The organism is Collimonas sp. GW821-FHT07E08 (assembly GCF_059418905.1).
In genome coordinates, this window is the sequence record NZ_JBWKQR010000010.1 from 126,207 (window position 1) to 150,730 (window position 24,524).

Annotated in this window: 18 protein-coding genes; 14 read left to right on the forward strand and 4 right to left on the reverse strand. The window is 61.3% G+C overall.

What is annotated here, in order from left to right:
• Genes AC07RZ_RS14695 through AC07RZ_RS14705 form a run of 3 tightly spaced genes read left to right on the forward strand, consistent with a single transcriptional unit; the run spans window position 1 to window position 3,445 of the window.
• Window positions 1-1,053 (forward strand): hypothetical protein, encoded by a 1,053-nt coding sequence (locus tag AC07RZ_RS14695; RefSeq protein WP_494668455.1) that lies wholly within the window; start codon window positions 1-3, stop codon window positions 1,051-1,053.
• A complete protein-coding gene (locus AC07RZ_RS14700; protein ID WP_494668456.1) occupies window positions 1,054-2,136 on the forward strand; it encodes a glycosyltransferase family 4 protein in 1,083 nt (360 codons plus the stop codon).
• A gap of 52 nt (window positions 2,137-2,188) precedes the next feature.
• Window positions 2,189-3,445, forward strand: coding sequence for a glycoside hydrolase 5 family protein (locus AC07RZ_RS14705; protein ID WP_494668457.1), 1,257 nt, complete (start codon window positions 2,189-2,191; stop codon window positions 3,443-3,445).
• Between the two features lie 12 nt (window positions 3,446-3,457).
• Here the strand turns inward: AC07RZ_RS14705 and galU are convergent, their stop codons facing one another.
• From galU to psrA, 3 genes are all read right to left on the reverse strand, one after another.
• On the reverse strand, window positions 3,458-4,339 hold the full coding sequence (gene galU / locus AC07RZ_RS14710; RefSeq protein WP_494668458.1) for a UTP--glucose-1-phosphate uridylyltransferase GalU: 882 nt from the start codon (window positions 4,337-4,339) through the stop codon (window positions 3,458-3,460).
• A 66-nt stretch (window positions 4,340-4,405) separates the two neighbouring features.
• Window positions 4,406-5,824: an undecaprenyl-phosphate glucose phosphotransferase gene (locus AC07RZ_RS14715; protein ID WP_494668459.1), complete on the reverse strand. Its 1,419-nt coding sequence runs from the start codon at window positions 5,822-5,824 to the stop codon at window positions 4,406-4,408.
• A gap of 428 nt (window positions 5,825-6,252) precedes the next feature.
• Window positions 6,253-7,353, reverse strand: a complete 1,101-nt coding sequence (gene psrA / locus AC07RZ_RS14720) for an iron-containing alcohol dehydrogenase PsrA (protein ID WP_494668460.1) — start codon at window positions 7,351-7,353, stop codon at window positions 6,253-6,255.
• A gap of 206 nt (window positions 7,354-7,559) precedes the next feature.
• On the opposite strand from psrA, the gene AC07RZ_RS14725 reads away from it, so the two are divergent.
• The 9 genes from AC07RZ_RS14725 (at window position 7,560) to AC07RZ_RS14765 (ending at window position 21,321) form a co-directional block, all read left to right on the forward strand.
• On the forward strand, window positions 7,560-12,395 hold the full coding sequence (locus tag AC07RZ_RS14725; protein WP_494668545.1) for an NAD-glutamate dehydrogenase: 4,836 nt from the start codon (window positions 7,560-7,562) through the stop codon (window positions 12,393-12,395).
• Between the two features lie 44 nt (window positions 12,396-12,439).
• Entirely contained in the window at window positions 12,440-13,216 is a 777-nt protein-coding gene (locus AC07RZ_RS14730; RefSeq protein ID WP_144742485.1) for a crotonase/enoyl-CoA hydratase family protein, read from the forward strand.
• 223 nt (window positions 13,217-13,439) lie between these two features.
• Entirely contained in the window at window positions 13,440-15,212 is a 1,773-nt protein-coding gene (locus tag AC07RZ_RS14735; RefSeq protein WP_494668461.1) for a thiamine pyrophosphate-binding protein, read from the forward strand.
• A gap of 82 nt (window positions 15,213-15,294) precedes the next feature.
• Entirely contained in the window at window positions 15,295-15,774 is a 480-nt protein-coding gene (locus tag AC07RZ_RS14740; RefSeq protein WP_494668462.1) for a formate dehydrogenase subunit gamma, read from the forward strand.
• Window positions 15,775-15,785: 11 nt separating this feature from the next.
• A complete protein-coding gene (locus tag AC07RZ_RS14745; protein ID WP_494668546.1) occupies window positions 15,786-17,363 on the forward strand; it encodes a formate dehydrogenase beta subunit in 1,578 nt (525 codons plus the stop codon).
• Between the two features lie 85 nt (window positions 17,364-17,448).
• Entirely contained in the window at window positions 17,449-20,313 is a 2,865-nt protein-coding gene (gene fdhF, locus AC07RZ_RS14750; protein WP_494668463.1) for a formate dehydrogenase subunit alpha, read from the forward strand.
• A gap of 24 nt (window positions 20,314-20,337) precedes the next feature.
• Window positions 20,338-20,562, forward strand: coding sequence for a formate dehydrogenase subunit delta (locus AC07RZ_RS14755; RefSeq protein ID WP_494668464.1), 225 nt, complete (start codon window positions 20,338-20,340; stop codon window positions 20,560-20,562).
• A gap of 98 nt (window positions 20,563-20,660) precedes the next feature.
• On the forward strand, window positions 20,661-20,912 hold the full coding sequence (locus AC07RZ_RS14760) for a DUF4160 domain-containing protein (protein WP_494668465.1): 252 nt from the start codon (window positions 20,661-20,663) through the stop codon (window positions 20,910-20,912).
• Window positions 20,896-21,321, forward strand: a complete 426-nt coding sequence (locus tag AC07RZ_RS14765; protein WP_144742762.1) for a DUF2442 domain-containing protein — start codon at window positions 20,896-20,898, stop codon at window positions 21,319-21,321. The genes AC07RZ_RS14760 and AC07RZ_RS14765 overlap by 17 nt, the downstream gene beginning before the upstream one ends.
• A 10-nt stretch (window positions 21,322-21,331) precedes the next feature.
• On the opposite strand, the gene AC07RZ_RS14770 is transcribed toward AC07RZ_RS14765, so the two are convergent.
• A complete protein-coding gene (locus tag AC07RZ_RS14770) occupies window positions 21,332-22,261 on the reverse strand; it encodes a LysR family transcriptional regulator (RefSeq protein ID WP_494668466.1) in 930 nt (309 codons plus the stop codon).
• 168 nt (window positions 22,262-22,429) lie between these two features.
• On the opposite strand from AC07RZ_RS14770, the gene AC07RZ_RS14775 reads away from it, so the two are divergent.
• Entirely contained in the window at window positions 22,430-22,765 is a 336-nt protein-coding gene (locus AC07RZ_RS14775; RefSeq protein ID WP_494668467.1) for an HAD family hydrolase, read from the forward strand.
• A 334-nt stretch (window positions 22,766-23,099) separates the two neighbouring features.
• Window positions 23,100-24,437, forward strand: coding sequence for an oxalate/formate MFS antiporter (gene oxlT / locus AC07RZ_RS14780; RefSeq protein WP_494668468.1), 1,338 nt, complete (start codon window positions 23,100-23,102; stop codon window positions 24,435-24,437).
• The last annotated feature ends 87 nt before the right edge of the window (window positions 24,438-24,524 follow it).

The following is a 24,524-nucleotide window of genomic DNA, read 5'->3' on the forward strand; positions in this document are numbered from 1 at the left end:
ATGCGTTCCTTATTCGACAAACGCATCGCACCCGATATCCGGCTCATTTGCGGGATCTTGATGCTGGTGCTGACCGCACTCATTTATATGTACCAGCGGGCGTTCCTCCCGAGTTATTTCTTTACCGATGAAACCACGATCATCGACCTGATGAAATATACCGACCTCAGCCTGGCCGAACAGAATTCGTTCGTCAGCACGGCAGTGATTTTTTCTTTCCTCGGGTCAGCCTGGTCGCAAGTGCTGCTGCTGGTTGCTACTTGCTCGGTGATCTTCTATATCAGCAGGAAATCGCTGCGGCTGGTCGACCTGGCGTTTGCCTGCATCCTGATGCTGTCGTTCACGCTGTTCAACCTGAAGCTGTCGAAAGAGATCATCGTCATCCTGCTGAACCTGCTGGTGTGCTATGTCTGCACCTGGCGCATATCCAACCATGGCAAGACGGCGCTGGTGATTGCGATCTACCTGTTGTATGCGTGGCAGTTCCGCATCTACTACGTGCTGATCGCCGCCATCATGGCGGTCATGCATATCGTGTTCAGCACGCGCGGCAAGCTGCGCGCCGTGATCGTGCTGGGCATCATGGCGGCTTGCCTGGTGCTGCCGGGGGATTTCTGGAACCAGCTGCAGCAGGCGCGCGACATCATCAACATGGAAAGAGAAGGGCTGTCCGATTCGAAGACCATTTTCTCGAATGTCCTGACGCCGAACGGCATCATGACGGCTTTCCCGAACGCCGGTTTTGCCGCACTGCGCTTTTATTTCGCTCCCATTTTCTCCCTGCGCGTGCAAGAGATATTTCTGTCTTTCACGCTATGGCTGCTGACCTTCCTCATGTTCCGGCGGCATAACCACAAACATCCGCTGTTCCTGCTGCTGGTCGCCAATTTCGCCATCCAGACCTTCTTCGAGCCTGACCTTGGGTCGTTTTTCCGTCACCTGACCGCTTATGCTTTCTGCGTATTCGGCATCGATTACCTTCAGCCGGGGCGCATCCTCTCGCGCCACCCGGCAGCAGCGCCAGCACCGGCGCATTTCTATCGGGAGACTTAAATGCAAAAGCAGGAACCCGTGCTGCATGTGTTGAATGTGGCAGAGACGATCAAGGGCGGCGTCGCCACCTACCTGGAAACCCTGGAGCGCCTCAGCGCCGATTTCAACTGCCGTTTCGACTACCTGGTGCCAGCCGCCCAGGCCGACCAGCTGAAAGCGGAGCGCGTGCACCATCACTCTCATTCGCGCGGCGGGCTGGGGCCGTTCAAGCTGGCGCTTGCGATCGTGCGCCAGGTGCGGAAATCGCGCCCGGACATGGTCTATGCCCACAGCACCTTCGCCGGCGTTGCGCTGTGCCTGGCCAAGCCATGGCTGGGACGGAAGGTGAAGACCATTTATTGCGCCCATGGCTGGGCCAGTTTCCGCGACCGCAGCAAATCGGTGACCCTGGTTACCCGCGCCATCGAAAAAATCATGTCTTACATTCCGAACGCGGTGATCGATATCTCGCGCTACGAACACGTCAACAATCGCAAGTTCGGTTTCTCCCGCAACTGCATCCTGATCCAGAATACCGTCCTTGACCGCATCCTGCCGCCGGCCAAGGAAGACCCGGACGACGGCCACCTGCATATACTGTTTGTCGGCAGGCTGGATCACCAGAAGGGCTACGATATCCTGGTGGACGCCATCCGCATCCTGCAAAAGAAACGGCCGAAATATGTGTATCACATCGTCGGCGCGCCGGTGCTGGCGAACCTGCAGATCGAAATGCTGGAAGCCGCCAACGTGCATTATTACGGCTGGATCGGGCAGGCCGAGATCAACGCCTATTACGACCTGGCCGATGTGCTGGTGATGCCGTCGCGCGCCGAAGGATTCGGCCTGACGGCGCTGGAAGCCTTCCGCAGCTATGTTCCGGTAGTCGCCAGCAACCGCGGCGCCTTGCCCGATATCGTCGAGCATGCGGTCAACGGCCTGATCTTCAACTGCACCGCGGACGACCTGGCCGAGAAGCTGGAAAACCTGAACCGCGCCAGCCTGGGCGACTACGCAGAAGCGGCGCGCGCCTCTTACCTGACGCGTTTTTCTCCCGGCCAGTTCATCGCCAGCTACCAGAAACTATTTTCTCGCCTGCGGTAAACCAATTAGCGCCTTTACCGTCCAACAGGATCCTATTCGACCGGAGCAAAAGATGAAACTACCTGCAGCATGGCTTATTCCTGTGTGCGGCGTATTGGCGGCTTCTCATGCGTCTGCGTGGGAAAAATACGGCATCCACTCCGCCTATCCGGCGGCCATCAGCGTCCAGATCAATCCATCGCAAATAACCAGCCAGCAGCTGGCGGCCATCAAGGATGCCGGCTTCGAATACGTCAGGTTCGGCACCCGTCCGCCGGTCAGCGACAAGCCGCAGGACTTTTCGGAACTGCTGGAGCGCTTGCGCAAGGCCCAGCTGAAACCGATCATCACCCTGTTCGGCGGCGCTACGGTCTGGGTGCAGCCGAAGCGGATGATGTCGGCCGCCATGACGCCGCTGGATGCGGCCGACAATTTCTCCAAATTCGCGCTGACCACCTTGAACCAGTACGCGGATCCCAACATCCTGTGGGAATTATGGAACGAACCGGATAATCCGACTTTCCTGAAGCCGGGCATGCTGCAAACCGGCCTGGTGCCGGCAATCCAGAAAATCTGCGCGGCGCTGGAACAGCAAAAGGGCGGCGCCAGGAAAAACATCTTTGGCTTCGGCTTTGCCAAGCTGCCCAACCTGCAGCCTAAAATCCCCGATGACAAGCTGCTGGCCATCTCGCTGCAAAATTGCCTGAGCGGCGTTTCGGTGCATCCATACCGGAAAATCCCGGAGACGCTGGCCGACGATGCGTCCAAGAGTCGCGAGCTGCTGCGCAAGTACGGCAAGGGCGAACTGCCGATGATTGCATCCGAATGGGGATATTCCAACTTTACCGCGGCCCGGGACCAGGGCGGCCAGGCGCAACTGGTGCTCAGGGAATACCTGTCCACGGTATTCGCCGGCATTCCGCTGGTGAATATCTACCAGTGGCAAGATACCGGGCCGGACCGGGCTGCGCGCGAACAGAACTACGGCCTGACCGACAGCAGCGGCCAGGCCAAGCTGGCTCTGCCCGCGCTCAAGCATTTGCTGGGCAAGCTGAAAGATACCCAGCTGGCCGGCAGCGAGAAAGTAGGGGACGCGTATCAGCTGGTGTTGAATAGCCAGCCAGGGGCTTCGGCAAAACGCAGTGTCCACGTCGTATGGAGTTCTGCGGCGCGTCCTGGCGGCGGTTTCTCGATTCCGCGGAGCAAGGGACAGCGCTGCGTGATCAGCGAATTTTATCCGCAGCAGGGCGATAAGCCCTGTCCGGAAGGAGCTTCCAGCGTTGACCTCAACGCAGGCCCGTCGCCAATGGCGGTTACGCTATACGACTAGGGCCGGCCGGTCCTAGATCTTGTCGGCGACGAAGTTGTTGAGGAATTCGCGGAATTCCTTTTTGACTTCAGGGTGTTTCAGCGCGAATTTTACCGAAGCTTGCAGGTAGCCGAGCTTGCTGCCGCAGTCGTAGCGGGTGCCTTCGAACTGGTAGGCCATCACTGCTTCTTGACGCAGCAGCGAGGCAATGGCGTCGGTCAGCTGCAGTTCGCCGCCCGAGCCTGGCTGGAGCGTGTGCAGGTGGTCGAAAATCGAGGCGTTCAGGATGTAGCGTCCCACCACGCCCAGGTTGGACGGCGCGTCTTCCGGCGCCGGTTTTTCAACGATGCCGTGCAGCTTGTGCAGGCGTTCGCCGGCCGGCGTGCCGGCCACCACGCCGTAGGAACGGCTCTGCACCGGGGCGATCGATTCAACGCCGACGATGCTGCTGCCATAGTCCGCATACAAGTCGGTCATCTGCCGCATGACTGGCGTAGTCCCATCCAGCAAGTCGTCTGCCAGGATCACGGCAAACGGTTCGCCATGCACCAGCCGCTCGGCGCACATCACGGCATGGCCCAGGCCCAGCGCTTCCGCCTGCCGTACATAAAAACATTCGACATTCTTGGGCTTGATCTGGCGCAGCACTTCCAGCAGCGCCTGCTTGTTCTTGGCCAGCAGTTCGGCTTCCAGCTCGTAGGCTTTGTCGAAATGGTCTTCGATGGCGCGCTTGTTGCGGCCGGTGACAAAAATCATTTCGGTGATGCCGGCGGCGGCGGCTTCTTCCACCGCATACTGGATCAAGGGCTTGTCTACCACTGGCAGCATTTCCTTGGGGCTGGCCTTGGTGGCGGGCAGGAAGCGGGTGCCGAGGCCGGCGACAGGAAATACGGCTTTGGTGATTTTTTTATGCATGCTGATGACTCTTGAAGATAGATTTGTAAAAAAAAGCGCCGCGGGCGGCGCCAGGCAAGCTGTTGATCAATAGGCGGTCTTGCCGCTCCAGCCCTTGAACGCGGTCCATAGCAGGATCCGGAAATCCATCAGGAACGACCAGTTTTGTATGTAATGCAGGTCGAACTGGACGCGTTTTTCCATTTTCTCCAGGGTGTCGGTTTCGCCGCGGTGGCCGTGGATCTGGGCCCAGCCGGTGATGCCGGGCTTGACGCGGTGGCGCACCATGTACAGGTCGAGCAGCTCTTCATACATCTGGTTGTGCTGCAAGGCATGCGGGCGCGGACCGATGACCGACATGTCGCCCAGCAGGACGTTGATGAACTGCGGCAGCTCGTCCAGGCTGGTGCGGCGCAGGAACTGGCCGATCCGGGTGATGCGCGGATCGCCTTGCGTAGCCTGGGTGACCTTGTTGTGTTCCTGGTGCAGCTTCATCGAACGGAATTTGTAGATCATGAATTTCTTGCCGTTCAGGCCCAGCCGCACCTGCTTGAAAAATACCGGTCCCGGCGACGAGATCTTGATGGCGACGCCGATCGCCACGAACAGCGGGGTCAGCGCAGTTAGCGCTACCAATGCAAAAAGCTTGTCCAGCAGGTGCTTGCAGATGCCGCGCGCACCGCTGGGCGCCGGACGGTTCAGTTCCAGGGTCGGGGTGCCGAGGAAATTGGTCATGCGGCGGCTGATCATCTGGATCGCCATCGTATCCGGCACCCAGCGGATGTCGACCAGCGTATTGCGCAGGTGGATCTGCAGGGGGCGCAGCTGCGCCGCCGCGCTCATCGGCAAGGTGATCCAGATTTCATCGATCTGGTTGGCGCTGACGTAAGCATGGATGTCTTCCAGCTTGTTGATGCGCGCGATATTGGCGTCCTGCAGGTTTTCAGTCTGTTCGGCGCTGCCGACCACGGCGTTGACCTCGTAACCGATCCACGGCTGCTGCATGGCGCGCCGGTGCATTTCCTGCCCGGTTTCGCCATAGCCGACAATGATCACGCGCTTGAAGTTAAAACCCTGCTTGCGCATGCGCGTCAGCGCGACGAACGAAGCGAAGCGGTACGACAGCAGCAGGACCATGCTAGTCAGGTACCAGTACAGCAGCCAGTGGTGCGAGATGCGGCCGATGCCGGGCACCATGCGGCTCATGAAAATGCCGAGGATCAGCACCAGCGCCCAGGACGCCGCCAGCCGCACGAACGTGGCCGAAGCGGGCCGTTCCGGCCAGGCGGTGTAGAGATCGAGCTTGGCGAACAGCATGAACGCCAGCACGCAACAGAAATACAGCAGCACCATGTGGACTGGCGCCGCTTCGGTGAGGTTTGTGTGGAAAACGACATAGGCGACGGCATTGGCGGCAATCGCCAGGATCGCCGTGTCGGCAATCCGCCTTGGGAGCTCCTGTCCCAAAACATACTGGAGGAAGGTCAAGTGTGTTGAGTGTGACATGAGATTTATCTTATTGGACTATCAAAAAAGCGAATGAAGGTCCGTACTCGCTTTCAAGCCTTGGACCCAGCATCATCCAAAGCGGTTGTTACGACTACTGCAACGCAGCAAGTTACCTTCAGGAATTATGGTAATCATTAAAAACGATTTAATCAACGTAAACATTTTAATTGAATTGGTTTTTAACGAATTTAATAATGATTTATTGTTTTTATGATATTTTTAGGAGGATGTGGCGTGTCAAAAGAACATGGCGAGATGCGCTGGAGCAGCGCCCGCCGGGAAAAACGGAGAGGGTGGAAAACAGCGCCAGGCTGAGTGCCTGGCTTTGCCGGCGCGGCAGAGGAGGAAGATTTTCCTGGATCGGCCGCTGTTGCTAAACCGGCATGCCAGGGATGACGTTTTGAGGAGAATCAGGGACGCAGGTTTCAGGCAAAAACAAGCGTGTCGTCCTTGCCGATGAAGTTTTTCCCGCGCGCACCATCCATGGCGCGGCGCACCATCTGCTGTGCTTCTTCGGCCGTCACGCCGTAGTCGGAAAAGCGGCTGCCGACCCCAAGCTGCAGCAGGAATTGGCGCAGCTGTCGTTCCGCCGCCTCGGGTCCGGCGCCGAACACCTGTTGCAGTACGGCGTCGCGCGAAGGGTCGACGCCCCAGGCCATGCGCAGCACCATCGGCAGCATGAACGAGCAGGCGATGCCATGCGGCAGGCCATGGCGCAGCGTCATCTCGTAGGAAATGGAATGGGCGAGCGCGGTCTTGGTGTTGGAGAAAGCCAGGCCGGCTTTCAGCGCCGCCAGCGCCATGGCCGAACGCAGGCCGAGATTGCCGAGGTCGGCGGCCAGCGCCGGCAGGCAGGCCAGGATGTCACGGATGGCCGACACGGCATAGGTGTCCGAGATCGGATTGGCGTTCATGTTCCAGATCGACTCCAGGGCATGCGACAAGGCATCCAGCCCGGTGGAAACCGTGGTTTTCCCGGGCAGGGACAGCATCAGGGCGGGATCGACGATGGCTGCCGTGGGCCAGGTGCAATCGAGGTGCAATGAATATTTCTTCTGCTGGCCGGCGTCCCAGATGGTGGCCCATGGCGTGACTTCGCTGCCGGTGCCGGCGGTGGTCGGTATGGCGACCAGCTTCTTGGCCATGGGCGGCGCAAACGGCCTGGCGTCGGCCAGCAGCGCCAGCAATTCCTGGAAACTGCCGCTGGCGGTGCCGACCAGCAATGCCTTGGCGGTATCGATCACGCTGCCGCCGCCCAGCGCCACGATGGTCTCGCATGCCTGCCCATGCCGCCAGAACTGTTCGTACATCGCGCCCAGTTCGGCGACGTCTGGATTGGGCTGCACGTTGTCGATGACATAAGAAAGCCGGTCTCCCAGCAGCTGCTCCACTTCGGCTACCAGGCCAAGCGCCCGCGCTTCCGGGAATGTCACCAGGGCTGCCGTGCCCGGCCCCATGGCCTGCGGCAGGTGTTGCAGGCTGCCCGCGCCCAAATGGATTGCGACCGGATTGTGAAATCTTTGCATCGTTGCTGCTTCCTTATGCCATGGGGCTTCTCAAGCCATGGAAACTAGCACACGCTTTTTACCGCAGAATGACAAAGCGGGCGAACAGGGTTGTTTTTTTAAAAAGCCTGTGGTTTTGCGCCTGCGATAGGTAGAATCTAAGCAGGATATGACTCGAAGTTAACCACCGTTCAACTGTTCGAAAGAAAACCATGCCCAGCACCGCCATAGAAAGAAAACAGCAGAAATTGGCAGAGATGGTCGAGTTCGCGCGCGATCGCCTGCCGCCGGAAGTGTTCGCCACCATGCAGCCGTTCCTGCTTGAGTATTACGCGCAAGTGGGGGAAGAACTGGTCTTGGGCCGCGACATCGCCGACCTGTACGGCGCCGCCGTCGCCCACTGGCAGTTTGCGCGGCATTTCGCCAGCGGCGCGCCGCGGGTGCGCATCTACAATCCGCGGGTGGACGAGCATGGCTGGCAGTCAGGCCACAGCGTGATCGAGATTGTCAACGACGACATGCCGTTCCTGGTCGATTCGGTCAGCACCGAGATCAACCGCCTGGGCCTGACCCTGCATGCGGTGATCCACCCGGTGTTCAGGGTCTGGCGCGACGCCGCCGGCCAGGTCGAGAAAATCCAGCGCGCCAGCGAGAATGGCGGCAAGGACAGCGACAAGGCAAAACTGGAGTCGACCATCCATATAGAAGTCGACCGCTGCACCGAGGCTGCCAGGATGGAAGAAATCCTGGCCGGCGTGCTCAAGGTGCTGGGCGACGTGCGCGCCGCGGTGGAAGACTGGCGCCAGATGATGACGGCAGCCAGCGCCGCGATCGACGACCTCAAGCAGCAGGACAACGGCGATGCCGCGCAGCAGGGTGAAATCGCCGAGGCGCGCGCCTTCCTGGAGTGGATGATGGACGACCATTTCACGTTTCTCGGCTATCGCGACTACGAACTGGTGGTCAGCGACGGCGAAAACTACCTGCAAGGCATTGCCGGCTCGGGCCTCGGCATCCTGCGCGACTCCCTGCGCGCCGCCGACAGCGCCGACATGACCAGGCTGCCGGTCAGCGCGCAAGGCATCATCGATGCGCAGTCGCCGATTTTCATCACCAAGGCCAATTCGCGCGCCACCGTGCACCGCGCCGGTTACCTCGACTATGTCGGCGTCAAGCGCTACGGCGCCGGCGGCAAGGTGGTCGGCGAGCGCCGCATTGTCGGCCTGTATACCTCGACCGCCTACATGGTGCCGACCAGCGAGATCCCGCTGGTGCGGCGCAAGGTGGCGAAGGTGCTGGAGCGCGCCGGTTTTGTTCCGCGCGGGCACCTGGCCAAGACCCTGGCCACCATCCTCGAGCAGTACCCGCGCGACGAACTGTTCCAGGTCGACGAAGACGAACTGTTCGATACCGCCAGCGGCATCCTGCGCCTGGAAGAGCGCCAGCGCACCCGCCTGTTCGTAAGGCGCGACGCTTTCGGCCGTTATGTTTCCTGCCTGGTGTTCGTGCCGCGCGACCGTTTCAACACCGAGCTGCGCGAACGGATCCAGGACTTGCTGCTGGAAGCCTTCAACGGCACCGGCGTCGAATTCACGCCCCTGCTGTCGGAATCGGTGCTGGCGCGCATCCAGTTCACGGTGCGCACCGAGCCGGGCAGCGTCGCCGACATCAATGTCGAACAGCTGGAAGCGCGCATCGTGCAAGCCACGCGGCGCTGGCAGGACGACCTCACCGAAGCCCTGCTGGAACAGCGCGGCGAAGAGCAGGGCACGCGGCTGCTGCGCCGTTATGCGATGTCGTTCCCGGCCGGTTTCCGCGAAGACTACTCGGCGCGCACCGCCGTGCACGACATCGCCTTGCTGGAAGCCGCGCAGCAGGATACCGGGCTGGCCATGAGCCTGTATCGTCCGATCGAAGCGGCGCCGGCGTCGCTGCGCCTGAAAATCTACCGCGCCGGCAAGCCGATGGCGCTGTCGCAGAGCCTGCCGATGCTGGAGCACATGGGCGTCAAGGTCAACGAGGAGCGGCCTTACCGCATCGAACTGCAGGACGGCGAGCCGGCCTGGATACACGATTTCGGCATGCAGACCGCGGATGACAGCGAAGTCGAGATCGAACGCATCAAGGGTGTGTTCGAAGATGCATTCGCCCGCGTCTGGAGCGGCGAAGCGGACAACGACGATCTCAACCGGCTGGTGCTGCGGGCCCGGCTCAACTGGCGCGAAGTCACTATCCTGCGCGCTTATGCCCGTTACCTGCGGCAAGTCGGCTCCACTTTCAGCAACGCTTATATCGAACAGGCGCTGACCGCCAACCCGGCGATTGCGCGCAAGCTGGTGGAGCTGTTCCTGGTGCGCTTTGACCCGGCCCAGGCGGCCGGCGCCGAAACCAAGGCCAAGTCTTTGCTGCAGCAGACCGAAGAAGCTATGGACCAGGTACCGAATCTCGATGAAGACCGCATCCTGCGCCAGTTCCTGGGCGTGATCAGCGCCACCTTGCGCACCAATTATTTCCAGCGCGGCGCCGACGGCCAGCCCAAGCCTTACCTGTCGTTCAAGTTCGATCCGGCCAAGGTGCCGGGGCTGCCCGCGCCCAAGCCGATGTTCGAGATCTGGGTCTATTCGCCGCGCTTCGAAGGCGTCCATCTGCGCGGCGGCAAAGTGGCGCGCGGCGGCTTGCGCTGGTCTGACCGGCGCGAGGATTTCCGCACCGAGGTGCTGGGCCTGGTGAAGGCGCAGATGGTCAAGAATGCCGTGATCGTGCCGGTCGGGTCCAAGGGCGGTTTCGTGCTCAAGAGCGCGCCGCCGGCCAGCGACCGCGACGCCTACCTGCGCGAAGGAGTGGCCTGCTACCAGAACTTCCTGCGCGGACTGCTCGACCTGACCGATAACCTGGTCGACGGCAAAGTGGTGCCGCCGCAAGACGTGGTGCGCTACGATCCCGACGATCCTTACCTGGTGGTGGCGGCCGACAAGGGCACCGCCAGCTTCTCCGATTACGCCAATGCAGTCTCCGCCGAATACGGCTTCTGGCTGGGCGACGCTTTCGCCTCCGGCGGTTCGGTCGGCTACGACCACAAGAAAATGGGCATCACCGCGCGCGGCGCCTGGGAAGCGGTCAAGCGCCACTTCCGCGAAATCGGCGTCAATACCCAGGAACAGGATTTCACGGTGGTCGGCATCGGCGACATGTCCGGCGACGTGTTCGGCAACGGCATGCTGCTGTCGCGCCATATCAAGCTGCTGGCGGGTTTTGACCACCGCCACATTTTCCTCGACCCGGACCCCGACCCGGCGGCCAGTTTTGCCGAGCGCGAGCGCCTGTTCGCCTTGCCGCGCTCCAGCTGGGCCGATTACAACACCAGCCTGATCTCCAGCGGCGGCGGCGTCTATGCGCGCAGCCTGAAGACCATTCCGCTGACGCCGCAAATACAGGCGGCGCTGGGCGTGACCGCCAGCGAACTGGCGCCGACCGAGCTGATACGCGCCATCCTGCTGGCGCCGGTGGACCTGCTCTACAACGGCGGCATCGGCACCTACATCAAGGCGGCACGCGAAAGCCACGCCCAGGTCGGCGACCGCAGCAACGATGCGATCCGCGTCAACGGCGCCGAGCTCAACTGCAAGGTGGTGGCGGAGGGCGGCAACCTCGGCTGCACCCAGTTCGGACGCATCGAGTTTGCGCAGAAGGGCGGCCGCATCTGTACTGACGCCATCGACAATTCCGCCGGCGTCGACTGTTCCGACCATGAGGTGAATATCAAGATCATGCTCGGCCTGATCGTCAGCGAAGGCGAGATGACCGAGAAACAGCGTAACAAGCTGCTGGCGGAAATGACTGAAGAAGTCGGCCTGCAAGTGTTGACCGACAACTACTACCAGACCCAGTCCCTGTCGGTGGCGGGCCGCCGCGCCGCCAGCCTGCTGGAGCCGGAGTCGCGCCTGATCCGCTTCCTGGAGCGCGCCGGCCGGCTCGACCGCGCGGTCGAATTCCTGCCGTCGGAAGAAGAGTGCGCGGAGCGCAAGACCGCCAAGCAAGGACTGACCACGCCGGAACGCGCGGTGCTGATGGCGTACGACAAGATGTGGCTGTATGAAGAACTGCTGGCCTCGGATTTGCCGGCAGACCCGTTCATCGCCAGTTCGCTGGCTGCCTATTTCCCGCAGCCGCTGCGCGAACGCTATCCGGAGGCCATGCAGCGCCATCCGCTGGCGCGCGAGATCATTTCGACCTACCTGGTGAACACGCTGGCCAACCGGGTCGGCGCCACCTTTGTCCACCAGCTGGCCGATGAAAGCGGCGCCAGCCCGGTCGACGTGCTGCGCGCCAGCGTCATCGCGCGCGAGGTGTTCGGCTTCGAGGAAATCTGGCGCGACATCGACGCCCTCGACAACCTGGTGCCGGATGCCTTGCAAGCGCAGATGTTTGTCGACGTCGGCGGACTGATCGAACATGCCAGCTTCTGGTTCTTGCATCGCCATGCGCAGGAAGCGTCGATCGAAGCCACGGTGGCCCGTTTCCGCCAGGCCGCGGACCAGCTGGGGCCGCAACTGGTCTCGCTGCTGGCGGCCAGCGACGCCGAAGCGCTCAAGGCAAAACGCGATGCCTTGATACAGGCCGGCGTCTCTGAGCAGCTGGCGCGGCGGGTCGCCAGCGCCGAGCTGATCGGCGCAGTGCTGGACATCGCCGAAGTGGCGGCCTCCACCGGACGCAGCCTGGAACTGGTGGCGGCAGTGTATTTCGCACTGGACGTCAACCTCAACTTCGGCTGGATGCGCGAGCGGGCCAGCGCGCTGCCGGTCGACTCGCACTGGCAGACCCTGGCGCGCACCGCCTTGCAGAGCGACCTGACAGGTTTGCAGCGCGCCTTGACAGCCAAGGTGATCCAGCTGTCGCCGTCGCTGGAACAGTCGCAGGACATGATCGAAGTGTGGCAAGCCGCCAGCCGTACGCCGCTGGAACGTTATCGCCGCCTGCTCACCGATTTCCAGATGGGCGGCAATGTCGACCTGGCGATGCTGTCGGTGGCGGCGCGCGAGATGCGGGCAATTGAAACCATGTAGGCTGGGCACGTTGCGTCCAGCCTGCCAGGCAGAAAGGCAAGGCCATGCATACCGTTTCGTTCGACACCGACGGCGCCATCTGCACCATCACCATGGCGCGGCCGGAAAAACGCAATGCCGTCGACCGCCCGATGGCCGAGGCATTGCGCCTGGCGCTGGAACGGTTTGAAGCCGAGCCGGCGCTGAAGGTGGCGGTGCTGGCCGGTGCCGGCGGTCATTTCTGTGCCGGCGCCGACCTTAGCGCTATCGGCGATCCTGCCTTGCGCAACGAACTGCGCGCCGATGGCGGCGGCAGCGGCCCGATGGGCCCGAGCCGCATGGCCTTGTCGAAGCCGCTGATTGCCGCCATCAACGGCTGCGCCGTAGCCGGCGGGCTGGAACTGGCCCTGCTGGCCGACCTGCGGGTGGCCGACGAAGACGCCGTGCTCGGCGTGTTTTGCCGGCGCTGGGGCGTACCCCTGATCGATGGCGGCACGGTGCGCCTGCCGCGCCTGGTCGGCATGGGCCGCGCGCTGGACCTGATCCTCACCGGCCGTCCGGTGACGGCGGCCGAAGCCCTGGCCATGGGCCTGGTCAATCGCGTCACGCCGCCCGGCGCGGCGCTGGCGGCGGCGCAAGAGCTGGCGCGCGAGATCGCCGGCTTTCCGCAGCAATGCATGCTGGCCGACCGCCGTTCCGCCTATGAACAGTGGGACCTGCCGCTGGCCGAGGCGCTGCGCCGCGAGGGCGTGCAAGGCGTGCCGGTTGTATTCGCCGAAGGCGAAGCGGGAGCCGCCAGGTTCGCGCTCGGCGCCGGCCGCCATGGGCGCGCCAAGGACTGAGCAGCCCTTGCATCTCACATCGGCAAGATCCGGTTGTTGTCAAATCCACTCTGTTTCACTACCGCTTGCCTGCGTTGCGCGGGATAGCTGCGCCCGGAGAAACAAAAGGAAGGAAACTTGACTGGGGTCAATGCTGTCCTCTCCATGAGCTGGCTAAGATGGCATCAAGCTAAAGCAATGCAAGAGGTATTGCCGAGGCAGATAACCGATAACAGGAGGAGCAATGGCAGCAGTGATAACCGAATCGAAGGTAGCGCCTGGCGCCGTGTCGAGCACGACTGCCGACGATACGCTCAAGCGCAAGAGCCGGGAAGCTGGCGTGGTGTCTGGCGGGCACCTGGTGGCGCGTGCGCTGAAGAATGAAGGCGTGGACACCATCTTTACCTTGTGCGGTGGCCATATCATCGATATCTACGATGGCTGCATCGACGAAGGCATCCGCATCATCGATGTGCGGCATGAACAAGTTGCCGCGCACGCTGCCGACGGTTATGCGCGCCAGACCGGCAAGCTGGGCGTGGTGGTGACGACGGCAGGTCCGGGCTGCACCAATGCGGTGACCGGGATTGCGACGGCGTTCCGTTCGGAAAGCCCGGTGCTGCATATCGGCGGCCAGGGTGGCATCACGCAGCACATGATGGGTTCGCTGCAAGATTTGCCGCATACCGAAATGATGCGTCCGATCACCAAATTCTCCGAAGGCGTGCGTTCCACGGAACGGGTTGCCGACATGGTGTCGATGGCGATCCGCGCCTGCTTTGCCGGCGCTCCTGGTCCGGCTTACCTGGAAATCCCGCGCGACGTGCTGGACCGCGAGATCGATATCAGCAAGGCGGTGATTCCCGCTGCCGGCCAGTATCGCGCTTCCGTGAAATCGCTGGGCGATGTGGCCGATATCGAGAAGCTGGCCGACATCCTGGTGCAGGCGGAACGTCCGGTGGTGCTGTACGGCGGCCAGGTCTGGTCTTCGCGCGGGCACAAGGAAGCGATCGACCTGGTGCGCGGTCTGGATATTCCGGCGTACTTCAACGGCGCCTCGCGCGGCCTGCTGCCGCCGGGCGACCCGCATCACTTCGACCGCACCCGGCGCGAAGGATTCGACAAGGCCGACGTGATCCTGATCGTGGGCACGCCGTTCGACTTCCGCATGGGCTACGGCAAACGCCTGGGCCTGAACGCGAAAGTGATCCAGATCGACCAGGATTACCGTACGGTGGGCAAGAACCGCGACATCACGCTGGGCCTGGTGGGCGATCCGGGGACGATCCTGGGCGCGGTGCTGCAGGCGGCGAGCGGGCGCATCAACAAGACGGCGCAAGAGAAGCGGCGCTCGTGGATGAAGCAGCTGCAGCAGCAGGAAGCGATTGCGACCGAGAAGCTGATGCCGCTGTTCAAGTCGAACAGTTCGCCGATCCATCCATACCGGGTGGCGTATGAAATCAACGAATTCCTCAACGACGACACGATCTATATCGGCGACGGCGGCGACGTGGTGACGATCTCGGCGCAGGCGGTGCGTCCGCGCAATCCTGGGCAATGGATGGATCCGGGCGCCTTGGGCAGCCTGGGCGTGGGTACCGGTTTTGCGATAGCGGCGGGCTTGGCCAATCCGGAGAAGGAAGTGATGTGCTACTACGGCGACGGCGCGTTCAGCATGACGTCGTTCGACATGGAGACGGCGAACCGATTTGGCGTGCCGTACATCGCGGTGATCGGCAACAACTCGGCGATGAACCAGATCCGCTACGGGCAGCTGGCGAAGTACGGAGAAGAACGCGGCAATGTGGGCAACCTGCTGAGCGACATCCCATACGGCAAGTTTGCCGAGATGCTGGGCGGGCATGGCGAAGAGGTGCGCGATCCGGCGCAGATTGCCGGGGCGCTGCAGCGGGCGCGGGAAGCGGTGCGCAAGACGCGGCGTTGCGCGGTGGTCAATATCTGGGTCGATCCTGCGGTGTATGCCCCGGGAACCATGGCCCAGACCATGTACAAATAAGCTGTTTAGCCATCATGTTGCAAACCGATGCATCTGGATGACGACCGTTCATCCGGATGCATCGGCACGCAGGAGAGCCGTAATGGAAATGCATCAAGTTGTAGACATGGATCACATCGCTTCGCTGATCGCGGCGCAAAAGGCATTGCCTGGCGCGCTGCTGCCTATCCTCCATGCGATCCAGGAGTCGGCCGGTTATATCCCGTCCGAAAGCGTGCCGATGATCGCGCAAGAACTCAACCTTTCGCGTGCGGAAGTGCACGGCGTGATCAGTTTCTATCATTATTTCCGCCAGCAGCCTGCGGGCCGCCACGTGGTGCAGATCTGCCGCGCCGAGGCTTGCCAGGCGCGCGGCTCGGCAGCACTCGAAGCCCACGCCAAGACAGCGCTAGGCTGCGATTTCCACGGCACCGCCAAGGATGGCGAATTCAGCCTGGAAGCCGTGTACTGCCTGGGCCAGTGCGCTTGCGGCCCGGCCATCATGATCAACGATGAATTGCATGCCAGGGTCAGCCACGGCAAGCTGGACCGGCTGCTGCAAGCTAAGCGAGGTGCGTCATGAGCAATATGAACATGAGCATTACCGTCTACGTACCACGCGATTCCACCGCGCTGGCCTTGGGCGCAAATGAAGTTGCCGAAGCGATCGTGGCCGAAGCGGCCAGGCGCGGCCAGGAAATCACGCTGGTGCGCAACGGTTCGCGCGGCATGTTCTGGCTGGAGCCGCTGGTCGAGGTGGCAACCGCCGCCGGCCGCACCGGCTACGGGCCGGTTGAACCGGATGACGTCGCCGGCCTGTTCGATGCCGATTTCCTGGCGGGCGGCCAGCATCGCCTGGCTTTGGGGCTGGTCGATGAAATTCCTTACTTGAAGAACCAGGAACGCCTGACTTTTGCACGCGTCGGTATCACCGATCCGGTATCGCTGGACGACTACCTGGCGCACGAAGGCTACCTGGGCTTGCAAAACGCCCTGGCCATGCAAAGCGCCGACATCGTGCAGGAAGTGCTGGACTCGGGCTTGCGCGGCCGCGGCGGCGCGGCTTTCCCGACCGGCATCAAATGGAAGACGGTGCTGGGCGCGCAGGCTGCCCAGAAATACATCGTCTGCAACGCCGACGAAGGCGACTCCGGCACCTTTTCCGACCGCATGGTGATGGAAGACGATCCCTTCGTGCTGATCGAAGGCATGACGATCGCTGCGCTGGCGGTTGGCGCGACCTGCGGTTATATCTACGTCCGCTCGGAATATCCGCACGCGATTGCGGTATTGAACGAAGCGATCGCCATCGCTAACACGCGCGGTTTCCTGGGCCGTAACATCCTCGGTTTCGGCAAGGATTTCCAGCTGGAAGTGCGCAAGGGCGCCGGCGCTTATGTGTGCGGCGAGGAAACCGCCTTGCTGGAAAGCCTGGAAGGCAAGCGCGGCGTGGTGCGCGCCAAGCCGCCGCTGCCCGCCATCGAGGGCCTGTTCGGCAAGCCCACCGTGATCAACAACGTGATCACGCTGGCCAGCGTACCGATAGTGCTGGCGCGCGGCGCGGCGTTCTACAAGAATTTCGGGCAGGGACGTTCGATGGGCACCTTGCCGATGCAACTGGCAGGCAACATCAAATACGGCGGCCTGGTGGAGAAAGCGTTTGGCGTGACCTTGCGCGAACTGCTGTTCGATTTCGGCGGCGGCACCGAAAGCGGCCGCGCCATGCGCGCGGTGCAGGTTGGCGGCCCGCTGGGGCCCTACCTGCCGCCGTCGCTGTTCGATACGCCGCTCGACTACGAAGCCTTTGCCGCCGTCGGCGGCACGGTCGGCCATGGCGGCATGGTGGTGTTCGACGATAGCGTCGACATGGCGCAACAGGCACGCTATTCGATGGAATTCTGCGTGACCGAGTCCTGCGGCAAATGCACGCCTTGCCGCATCGGTTCGACCCGCGGCGTGGAAGTGATCGACAAGATCATCGCCAATGCAAGCCCGGCGAACCAGGGCCAGCGCCAGCAGCAGATCCACCTGCTGCGCGATTTGTGCGACACCATGGTCAACGGTTCCCTGTGCGCGATGGGCAGCATGACGCCGTTGCCGGTGCTGTCGGCCCTGAACCATTTCCCGGAAGATTTTGGCGCGCCGCCTGCAGCAGTCGGCAAGGCGGCCTAAGCGTCAACCGAAGCACGAACAGAGCGTCAAGCCATTGCGTCCAGGTCGTACACCTGGATGCAGCGGAAAACAGGAGAAACAGAGAATGAACCAGCTCAATGAAATAGACTACGGCACGCCGGCGCGGCTGTCGGAACGGATGATCACTCTGGAGATAGACGGCGTCAATGTCGATGTGCCGGCGGGCACGTCGGTGATGCGCGCTGCCATGGATGCCGGTATCAGCGTGCCCAAGCTGTGCGCGACCGACAGCCTGGAGCCGTTCGGTTCCTGCCGCCTGTGCCTGGTCGAAATAGAGGGACGCAGAGGTTATCCGGCGTCTTGCACCACGCCGTGCGAGCCGGGCATGAAGGTCAGGACCCAGACACCCAAGCTGGCCGATATCCGGCGCGGCGTGATGGAACTGTACATCTCCGACCATCCGCTCGATTGCCTGACTTGCCCCACCAACGGCAATTGCGAGCTGCAAGACATGGCAGGCGTGACCGGCTTGCGCGAAGTCCGCTACGGTTATGAAGGCGACAATCACCTGAAGATGAAAAAGGATGAGTCGAATCCTTACTTCACCTACGATCCATCCAAATGCATCGTCTGCAACCGCTGCGTGCGCGCCTGCGAAGAAACCCAGGGTACGTTCGCGCTGACGATCGATGGCCGCGGTTTCGAATCGCGCGTCTCGGCCGGCCAGATGCAAGATTTCATGGATTCGGAATGCGTGTCCTGCGGCGCCTGCGTGCAGGCTTGCCCGACCGCGACCCTGACCGAAAAGACCGTGATCATGATGGGCCAGGCCGAGCACAGCAAGATCACCACTTGCGCCTATTGCGGCGTCGGCTGCTCGTTCAAGGCCGAGATGAAGGGCAACGAAGTGGTGCGCATGGTGCCGCACAAGGACGGCCAGGCCAACCACGGCCATTCTTGCGTCAAGGGGCGTTTTGCCTGGGGTTACGCGACCCACAAGGACCGCATCACCAAGCCGATGATACGCAGCAAGATCACCGATCCGTGGCGCGAAGTGTCGTGGGACGAAGCGCTGGCGTATGCCGCCAGCGAATTCCGCCGGATCCAGGCCAAGCATGGCAAGGATGCGATAGGCGGCATCACTTCCTCCCGTTGCACCAATGAAGAAACCTACCTGGTGCAAAAGCTGGTGCGCGCTGCTTTCGGCAACAACAACGTCGATACCTGCGCCCGCGTCTGCCATTCGCCGACCGGCTACGGCTTGAAGCAAACGCTGGGCGAATCGGCCGGCACCCAGACTTTCGATTCGGTCATGCAATCGGATGTGATCATGATCATCGGCGCCAATCCGGCTTCCGGCCATCCGGTGTTTGCTTCGCAAATGAAACGTCGCCTGCGCCAGGGCGCCAAGCTGATCGTGGTCGATCCGCGCACCACTGAAATGGTGAAGTCGCCGCACGTACAGGCCGACTACCACCTGAAGCTGCGGCCCGGCACCAATGTCGCGGTAGTCACAGCCTTGGCCCATGTGATCCTTTCGGAAGGCTTGGAACAAGCCGATTTCATCGCCGAGCGCTGCGACCGGCAATCGTATGCCGACTGGAAGGCCTTCGTGCTGCGCCCGGACAATTCGCCGGAAGCGATGGAAGCCGTCACCGGCATACCGGCCGCAGAGATGCGCGGCGCCGCGCGCCTGTTTGCCACTGCCGGCAACGGCGCGATCTACTACGGCCTGGGCGTCACCGAGCATGCACAGGGTTCGACTACCGTGATCGGCATCGCCAACCTGGCCATGGTCACCGGCAACGTCGGCCGCGAAGGCGTCGGCGTCAATCCGCTGCGCGGCCAGAACAATGTGCAGGGCGCTTGCGACATGGGTTCCTTCCCGCATGAATTGCCAGGCTACCGCCATATCTCGGACAGCATTGCCCGCAGCGAATTCGAACAAGCCTGGGGCGTCACGCTGAGCCCTGAGCCTGGTTTGCGCATCCCGAACATGTTCGACGCCGCCATGGACGGCAGTTTCATGGGCCTGTACTGCGAAGGCGAGGATATCGTGCAGTCCGATCCGAACACCCAGCATGTGACGGCGGCGCTGTCGAACATGGAATGCATCGTGGTGCAGGACATTTTCCTCAACGAGACAGCCAAGTATGCGCATGTCTTCCTGCCGGGATCGTCGTTCCTGGAAAAGGACGGCACGTTCACCAATGCCGAACGGCGCATTTCGCGCGTGCGCAAGGTGATGCCGGCCAAAGCCGGCTTGTCGGACTGGGAAGTCACGATCGCCCTGGCCAAGGCGCTGGGATATGACATGCCGTACAAGCACCCATCCGAAATCATGGACGAAATCGCGGCGCTGACGCCGACCTTCCATGGCGTCAGCTACGCCAAGCTGGAAAAACTGGGCAGCATCCAGTGGCCATGCAATGACGCCGCGCCGGATGGCACGCCGATCATGCACATCGACGAGTTCGTACGCGGCAAGGGCAAGTTCATCAATACCCAATACATCGCCACCGACGAAAAAGTCACGCAAAAATATCCGCTGATCCTGACCACCGGACGCATCCTGTCGCAATACAACGTCGGCGCCCAGACCCGGCGCACCGAGAATGTCGAATGGCACAGCGAGGACCGGCTGGAGATCCATCCGCACGACGCCGAGGATCGCGGCATCAAGGATGACGATTGGGTCGGCATCGAGTCGCGCGCCGGGCAGACGGTATTGCGGGCTACGGTGACGGAGCGGGTGCAGCCTGGCGTGGTGTACACCACCTTCCACTTTCCGGAATCGGGTGCGAATGTCATCACTACCGACAATTCCGACTGGGCTACCAATTGTCCGGAGTACAAGGTCACGGCGGTCCAGGTAATGCCGGTGGCGCAGCCGTCCGAATGGCAGCAGCAATACAGCCGCTTCAACCGCGAACAACTGGGGCTGCTGGCGGGCGAGGCTGGTCAGCTGGCGGATGCGGTAAGCAAATGAAGCAATCCAGCAAGGGGAAAAAAAATGAATCCGGACAATCTTATAAAAATGGCGAACCAGATCGGCAGTTTCTTTGAAACCATGCCAGACAGGGAGCAGGCGCAAAGCGACATCGCCAGCCACATCAAGCGCTTCTGGGAGCCGCGCATGCGGCATTCCCTGCTGCAGCATGTGGACCAGCACGACGGCGCGGACCTGATGGACATTGTGCTGGAGACCCTGCGCAGCCATCGCGCGGCGGTGCTCTGACAGGCGCCTGCGATTTTTGATTTTCCTTATGCAAACTTGGAGTAAAGTTAAATTTCTGACAAATAAAAATAACCCAGCACGCTTGGGTTTTTGCTATAATGCCCACTGTACTGGCAATTTCCGGACTGCGTGTAACGATTTATCCAAACGATCATCGCCCAGCCCACGTTCATGTTATCGGGCGCGGATGCGAGGCAGTGTTTAACCTGCATTGCCCGGATGGACCAGCCGAATTGCGAGAGAATTATGCGTTTCCCCAGAGAGAGCTGAACAAAATTGCGAGCGGGCTTAACGCCTGCCTGGCTGCTCTTTGCGACAAGTGGAGTCAGATACATGGACATTACCGATAAGGTTTTTGAAGCGGCCAACCAGCGCGCCGCCGCTGCCAGGAAAACATTCCCCGCCGCGGTGGAGGTGCGTTATGACCGCCGCGTAGCGCGCATCGTCATTGTGCTTGCCTCCGGCCTGGAGCTGGCATTTTCTCCCAAGCACGTGCAAGGCCTGGAGCATGCGCACCAGGCCGAGCTTGCCGACGCCGAAATTACGCCTTCCGGCCTGGGGATTCATTTTCCGCGCCTGGATGCCGACTTGTACCTGCCGGCGCTGCTGGAAGGTTTTCTCGGGTCGAAACGCTGGATGGCGTCCGAGATCGGCAAAATGGGCGGCAAGATATCCACCGAGGCGAAAGCCAGGGCCGCACGCGAAAACGGCAAGCTGGGCGGACGGCCAAGGAAAACAAAAGAATTGAAGGCGGCCTAGGAGCCTGTCCCTAGGGCTTCAATTTGAAACGGGTAAACGTTTCAATCAGCTGAGCGCCGTCGCTCATCAGAAAGTTCTCGAAAGCTATCGCCACCGGCGGCAGCTGCTTGTGCTGGCGGTGCACCACGTACCAGTTCAGCATCGCCGGAAAACCCTGGACATCGAGCACCACCAGGTTGCCGACCTGCAGTTCCAGGCCGATGGTGTGGACCGACAGGAAACTGACGCCCATGCCGGCGATCACTGCCTGCTTGATGGTTTCGAAACTCTTGATCTCCATGGCCACATTGAGCTGCGCCAGGTGGTCGCCAAAACTCTCCTGCATGGAATTCCAGGTATCCGAGCCTCTTTCGCGCACGATGAACGGTTCGCGCATCAGGCGCGCCATCGGAATCCGTTTCTTGCCTGCCAGCGGATGCTGGGGCGAGGCCACGATGACGTAAGGGTGGGGCGCGAATGCGCGCCGTACCATGCCGGGGTCTTCCGGCGGCCTGACCATGATCGCCAGGTCGGTCTGGTTATCCTGCAGGTTGCGCAGCAGCTCCTCGCGGTTATGCACGGTCAGCTTGAGGCTGACGTTTTCATGGCGGCGCTGGAACTCTGCCAGCAGGCGCGGGAAAAAATAATCGCCGGCGCTGATCACGGCGACATTCAGCCTGCCGCCGGACACGCCTTTCAGTTGCGCCATGGCGTCTTCGGCTTCACGAAACTGCTGGATGATCATGCGCCCGTGCCGCAGCATTTCCACGCCCGCGGCGGTCAGGTAGATCTTCTTTCCCAGCTGCTCGAACAAGGGCAAGCCTGCATGCTCCTCAAGCTGCTTGACCTGCAGCGACACAGCTGGCTGCGTCAGGTGCAATTCTTCAGCCGCCCGCGAGTAGCTGAGATGGCGCGCCACGGTCTCGAAGGTTTTCAGCTGCCGCAGCGTAGCGTTCTTCATTCCGGCCTCCTTTTGTATTATAAGTATATGCTAATGATTATGCACAAAAACTTTAACTATGACTAATGATTTATTTTCCCTACCATGGCTTCAAGTCTGGAGATAAATGCAGATGAATTCATCAGGCAATTCCAATCACTGAAACGTGTATTTAGGAGGAAATGAATCATGGCCAGCATCACCATCGAGCGTACCTTTTTTGACCCTGCCGAAGAAACATCGCTGTATGCCTATAACGCCGCTTTCCACGAGCTGGGCTTGAGCTGGCACTGGGATTACGATACCTACCGTTCGCTGCTGGCAGGCGCCGGCGAAAAGAACGTGATCTGCACCTATATCGAAACCCACCAGCGCCATTTGCTGAATGCCTACGACGCCGATTTCCTGATCAAGGCGATCGAATGCGCCAGGGCGCAATGCCTGGAAAACATCAAGGCCTCCGGCAGCCAGCCGGGCTTCAGCGTCAACTGGGCGGAAGTGCAGCGGGCCGAAGTCGGCGTCTGAAGCAGCACGGTTTTCGATACAAGCGCAGGGCTGCAACCGCAGCCGCAAGCGCCAGGTTGCATGTGAATTAATGAATTCGACTTGTTCCCGGCTGGCCCGGTATTTTTTAGGGACAGAAAACTACTAATCTTGACCGCAGTCAAGGATCGCCGGCACAAGTCCTCGCACAATCAGTGCGACCATGCATTTTCCGCGATTGCTGCAAAAGACGGCGACGCGGACGGATAAGGGATGCATGGCAGACATAGAACTCTTGGTCGCCCATGCGCAATGCTAGGCACAATGCGGTGTTCATGGCGACGTAGAAAACCAACCATAATTTGGAGACGGAGACATGAATCAAGACAGTGCCCTGGGGGGCAAGGTATCGAATTCCCATCGATGGTGGCAGCTTGTGATGGGGATCATCTGCATGGCCATGATTGCCAACCTGCAGTACGGTTGGACCTTGTTTGTCAATCCTATTTCTGAAAAATACGGCTGGAGCAAGGCCGCGATCCAGATAGCCTTTACCGTGTTCGTGCTGACCGAGACCTGGCTGGTGCCTATCGAAGGCTACCTGGTCGACAAGCTGGGCCCGCGCCCGGTGGTGCTGGTGGGCGGCATCCTGTGCGGCCTGGGCTGGGTATTGAATTCCTTCGCGTCTTCCTTGCCGATGCTGTACATCGCGGCCGCCATCAGCGGCGTCGGCGCCGGCGCCGTGTACGGCACCTGCGTCGGCAATGCGCTGAAATGGTTTCCGGACCGGCGAGGGCTGGCGGCGGGGCTTACCGCGGCCGGCTTCGGCGCCGGTTCGGCGATCACCATCATCCCGATTTCGGCCATGATCAAGAGCAGCGGTTATGAAGCCGCATTCTTCTACTTCGGCATCGGCCAAGGCGTGATCGTGTTCCTGATCGCGCTGGGACTGAAGGCCGCGCCGAGCTACCTGAAGAAGGGCAGCGCGGCCTTGAAGATCAAGGTGCAGCAGGGCCGGCGCGACTACCGGCCGAGCGAAGTGCTGCGGCAGCCAGTGTTCTGGATCATGTACCTGATGTTCGTCACGGTCGCCGCCGGCGGCCTGATGGCGACGGCGCAGCTGGGGCCGATCGCCAAGGATTTCAAGGTCATGGACGTGCCGGTCAACATCATGGGCCTGGTCTTGCCTGCGCTGACTTTTGCACTGGCGATCGACCGCGTCCTGAACGGATTGACGCGGCCGTTCTTCGGCTGGGTGTCGGACCAGATCGGACGCGAACAGACCATGTTCATCTGCTTTGCGCTGGAATCGTTCGGCATCCTGATGCTGTATAAATTCGGCGCCGACCCGCTGCTGTTCGTGATCCTGACCGGCCTGGTGTTTTTTGCCTGGGGCGAAATCTACAGCCTGTTTCCGTCCACCTGCGCCGACACGTTCGGCAGCAAGTATGCGGCAGCCAACGCCGGTCTCTTGTACACCGCCAAAGGCACCGCGGCCTTGCTGGTGCCATTTTCCAGCATGCTGACGGCCGCCACCGGCAGCTGGGAAGCGGTGTTTGTCGTCAGCAGCGTGATGAATGCGGTAGCTGCCTTGCTGGCGTGGTTTGTATTGAAACCGATGCGAAAGGCGATCATGGATGAATCGATTCCGGAACACGAAGTGAAAGAAGCAGAACTGAAAGCGCTAGGCCGCGTTCCTGACCGCCTGGTCTGACCATCATCGGATCTTGTCCGGAGGTTCTTGCGGGTGATCCCCTCAAGAACCTGGGCGGATAAGGCAGTCCGCATCAGCGCTCCGGTT

Bases quoted from the DNA above. Each gene is read 5' to 3' on its own strand.
- AC07RZ_RS14695 (WP_494668455.1), top strand. From the start codon at position 1: ATGCGTTCCTTATTCGACAAACGCATCGCACCCGATATCCGGCTCATT.
- AC07RZ_RS14700 (WP_494668456.1), top strand. From the start codon at position 1,054: ATGCAAAAGCAGGAACCCGTGCTGCATGTGTTGAATGTGGCAGAGACG.
- AC07RZ_RS14705 (WP_494668457.1), top strand. From the start codon at position 2,189: ATGAAACTACCTGCAGCATGGCTTATTCCTGTGTGCGGCGTATTGGCG.
- galU (WP_494668458.1), bottom strand. From the start codon at position 4,339: ATGCATAAAAAAATCACCAAAGCCGTATTTCCTGTCGCCGGCCTCGGC.
- AC07RZ_RS14715 (WP_494668459.1), bottom strand. From the start codon at position 5,824: ATGTCACACTCAACACACTTGACCTTCCTCCAGTATGTTTTGGGACAG.
- psrA (WP_494668460.1), bottom strand. From the start codon at position 7,353: ATGCAAAGATTTCACAATCCGGTCGCAATCCATTTGGGCGCGGGCAGC.
- AC07RZ_RS14730 (WP_144742485.1), top strand. From the start codon at position 12,440: ATGCATACCGTTTCGTTCGACACCGACGGCGCCATCTGCACCATCACC.
- AC07RZ_RS14735 (WP_494668461.1), top strand. From the start codon at position 13,440: ATGGCAGCAGTGATAACCGAATCGAAGGTAGCGCCTGGCGCCGTGTCG.
- AC07RZ_RS14740 (WP_494668462.1), top strand. From the start codon at position 15,295: ATGGAAATGCATCAAGTTGTAGACATGGATCACATCGCTTCGCTGATC.
- AC07RZ_RS14745 (WP_494668546.1), top strand. From the start codon at position 15,786: ATGAGCATTACCGTCTACGTACCACGCGATTCCACCGCGCTGGCCTTG.
- fdhF (WP_494668463.1), top strand. From the start codon at position 17,449: ATGAACCAGCTCAATGAAATAGACTACGGCACGCCGGCGCGGCTGTCG.
- AC07RZ_RS14755 (WP_494668464.1), top strand. From the start codon at position 20,338: ATGAATCCGGACAATCTTATAAAAATGGCGAACCAGATCGGCAGTTTC.
- AC07RZ_RS14760 (WP_494668465.1), top strand. From the start codon at position 20,661: ATGCCCACTGTACTGGCAATTTCCGGACTGCGTGTAACGATTTATCCA.
- AC07RZ_RS14765 (WP_144742762.1), top strand. From the start codon at position 20,896: ATGGACATTACCGATAAGGTTTTTGAAGCGGCCAACCAGCGCGCCGCC.
- AC07RZ_RS14770 (WP_494668466.1), bottom strand. From the start codon at position 22,261: ATGAAGAACGCTACGCTGCGGCAGCTGAAAACCTTCGAGACCGTGGCG.
- AC07RZ_RS14775 (WP_494668467.1), top strand. From the start codon at position 22,430: ATGGCCAGCATCACCATCGAGCGTACCTTTTTTGACCCTGCCGAAGAA.
- oxlT (WP_494668468.1), top strand. From the start codon at position 23,100: ATGAATCAAGACAGTGCCCTGGGGGGCAAGGTATCGAATTCCCATCGA.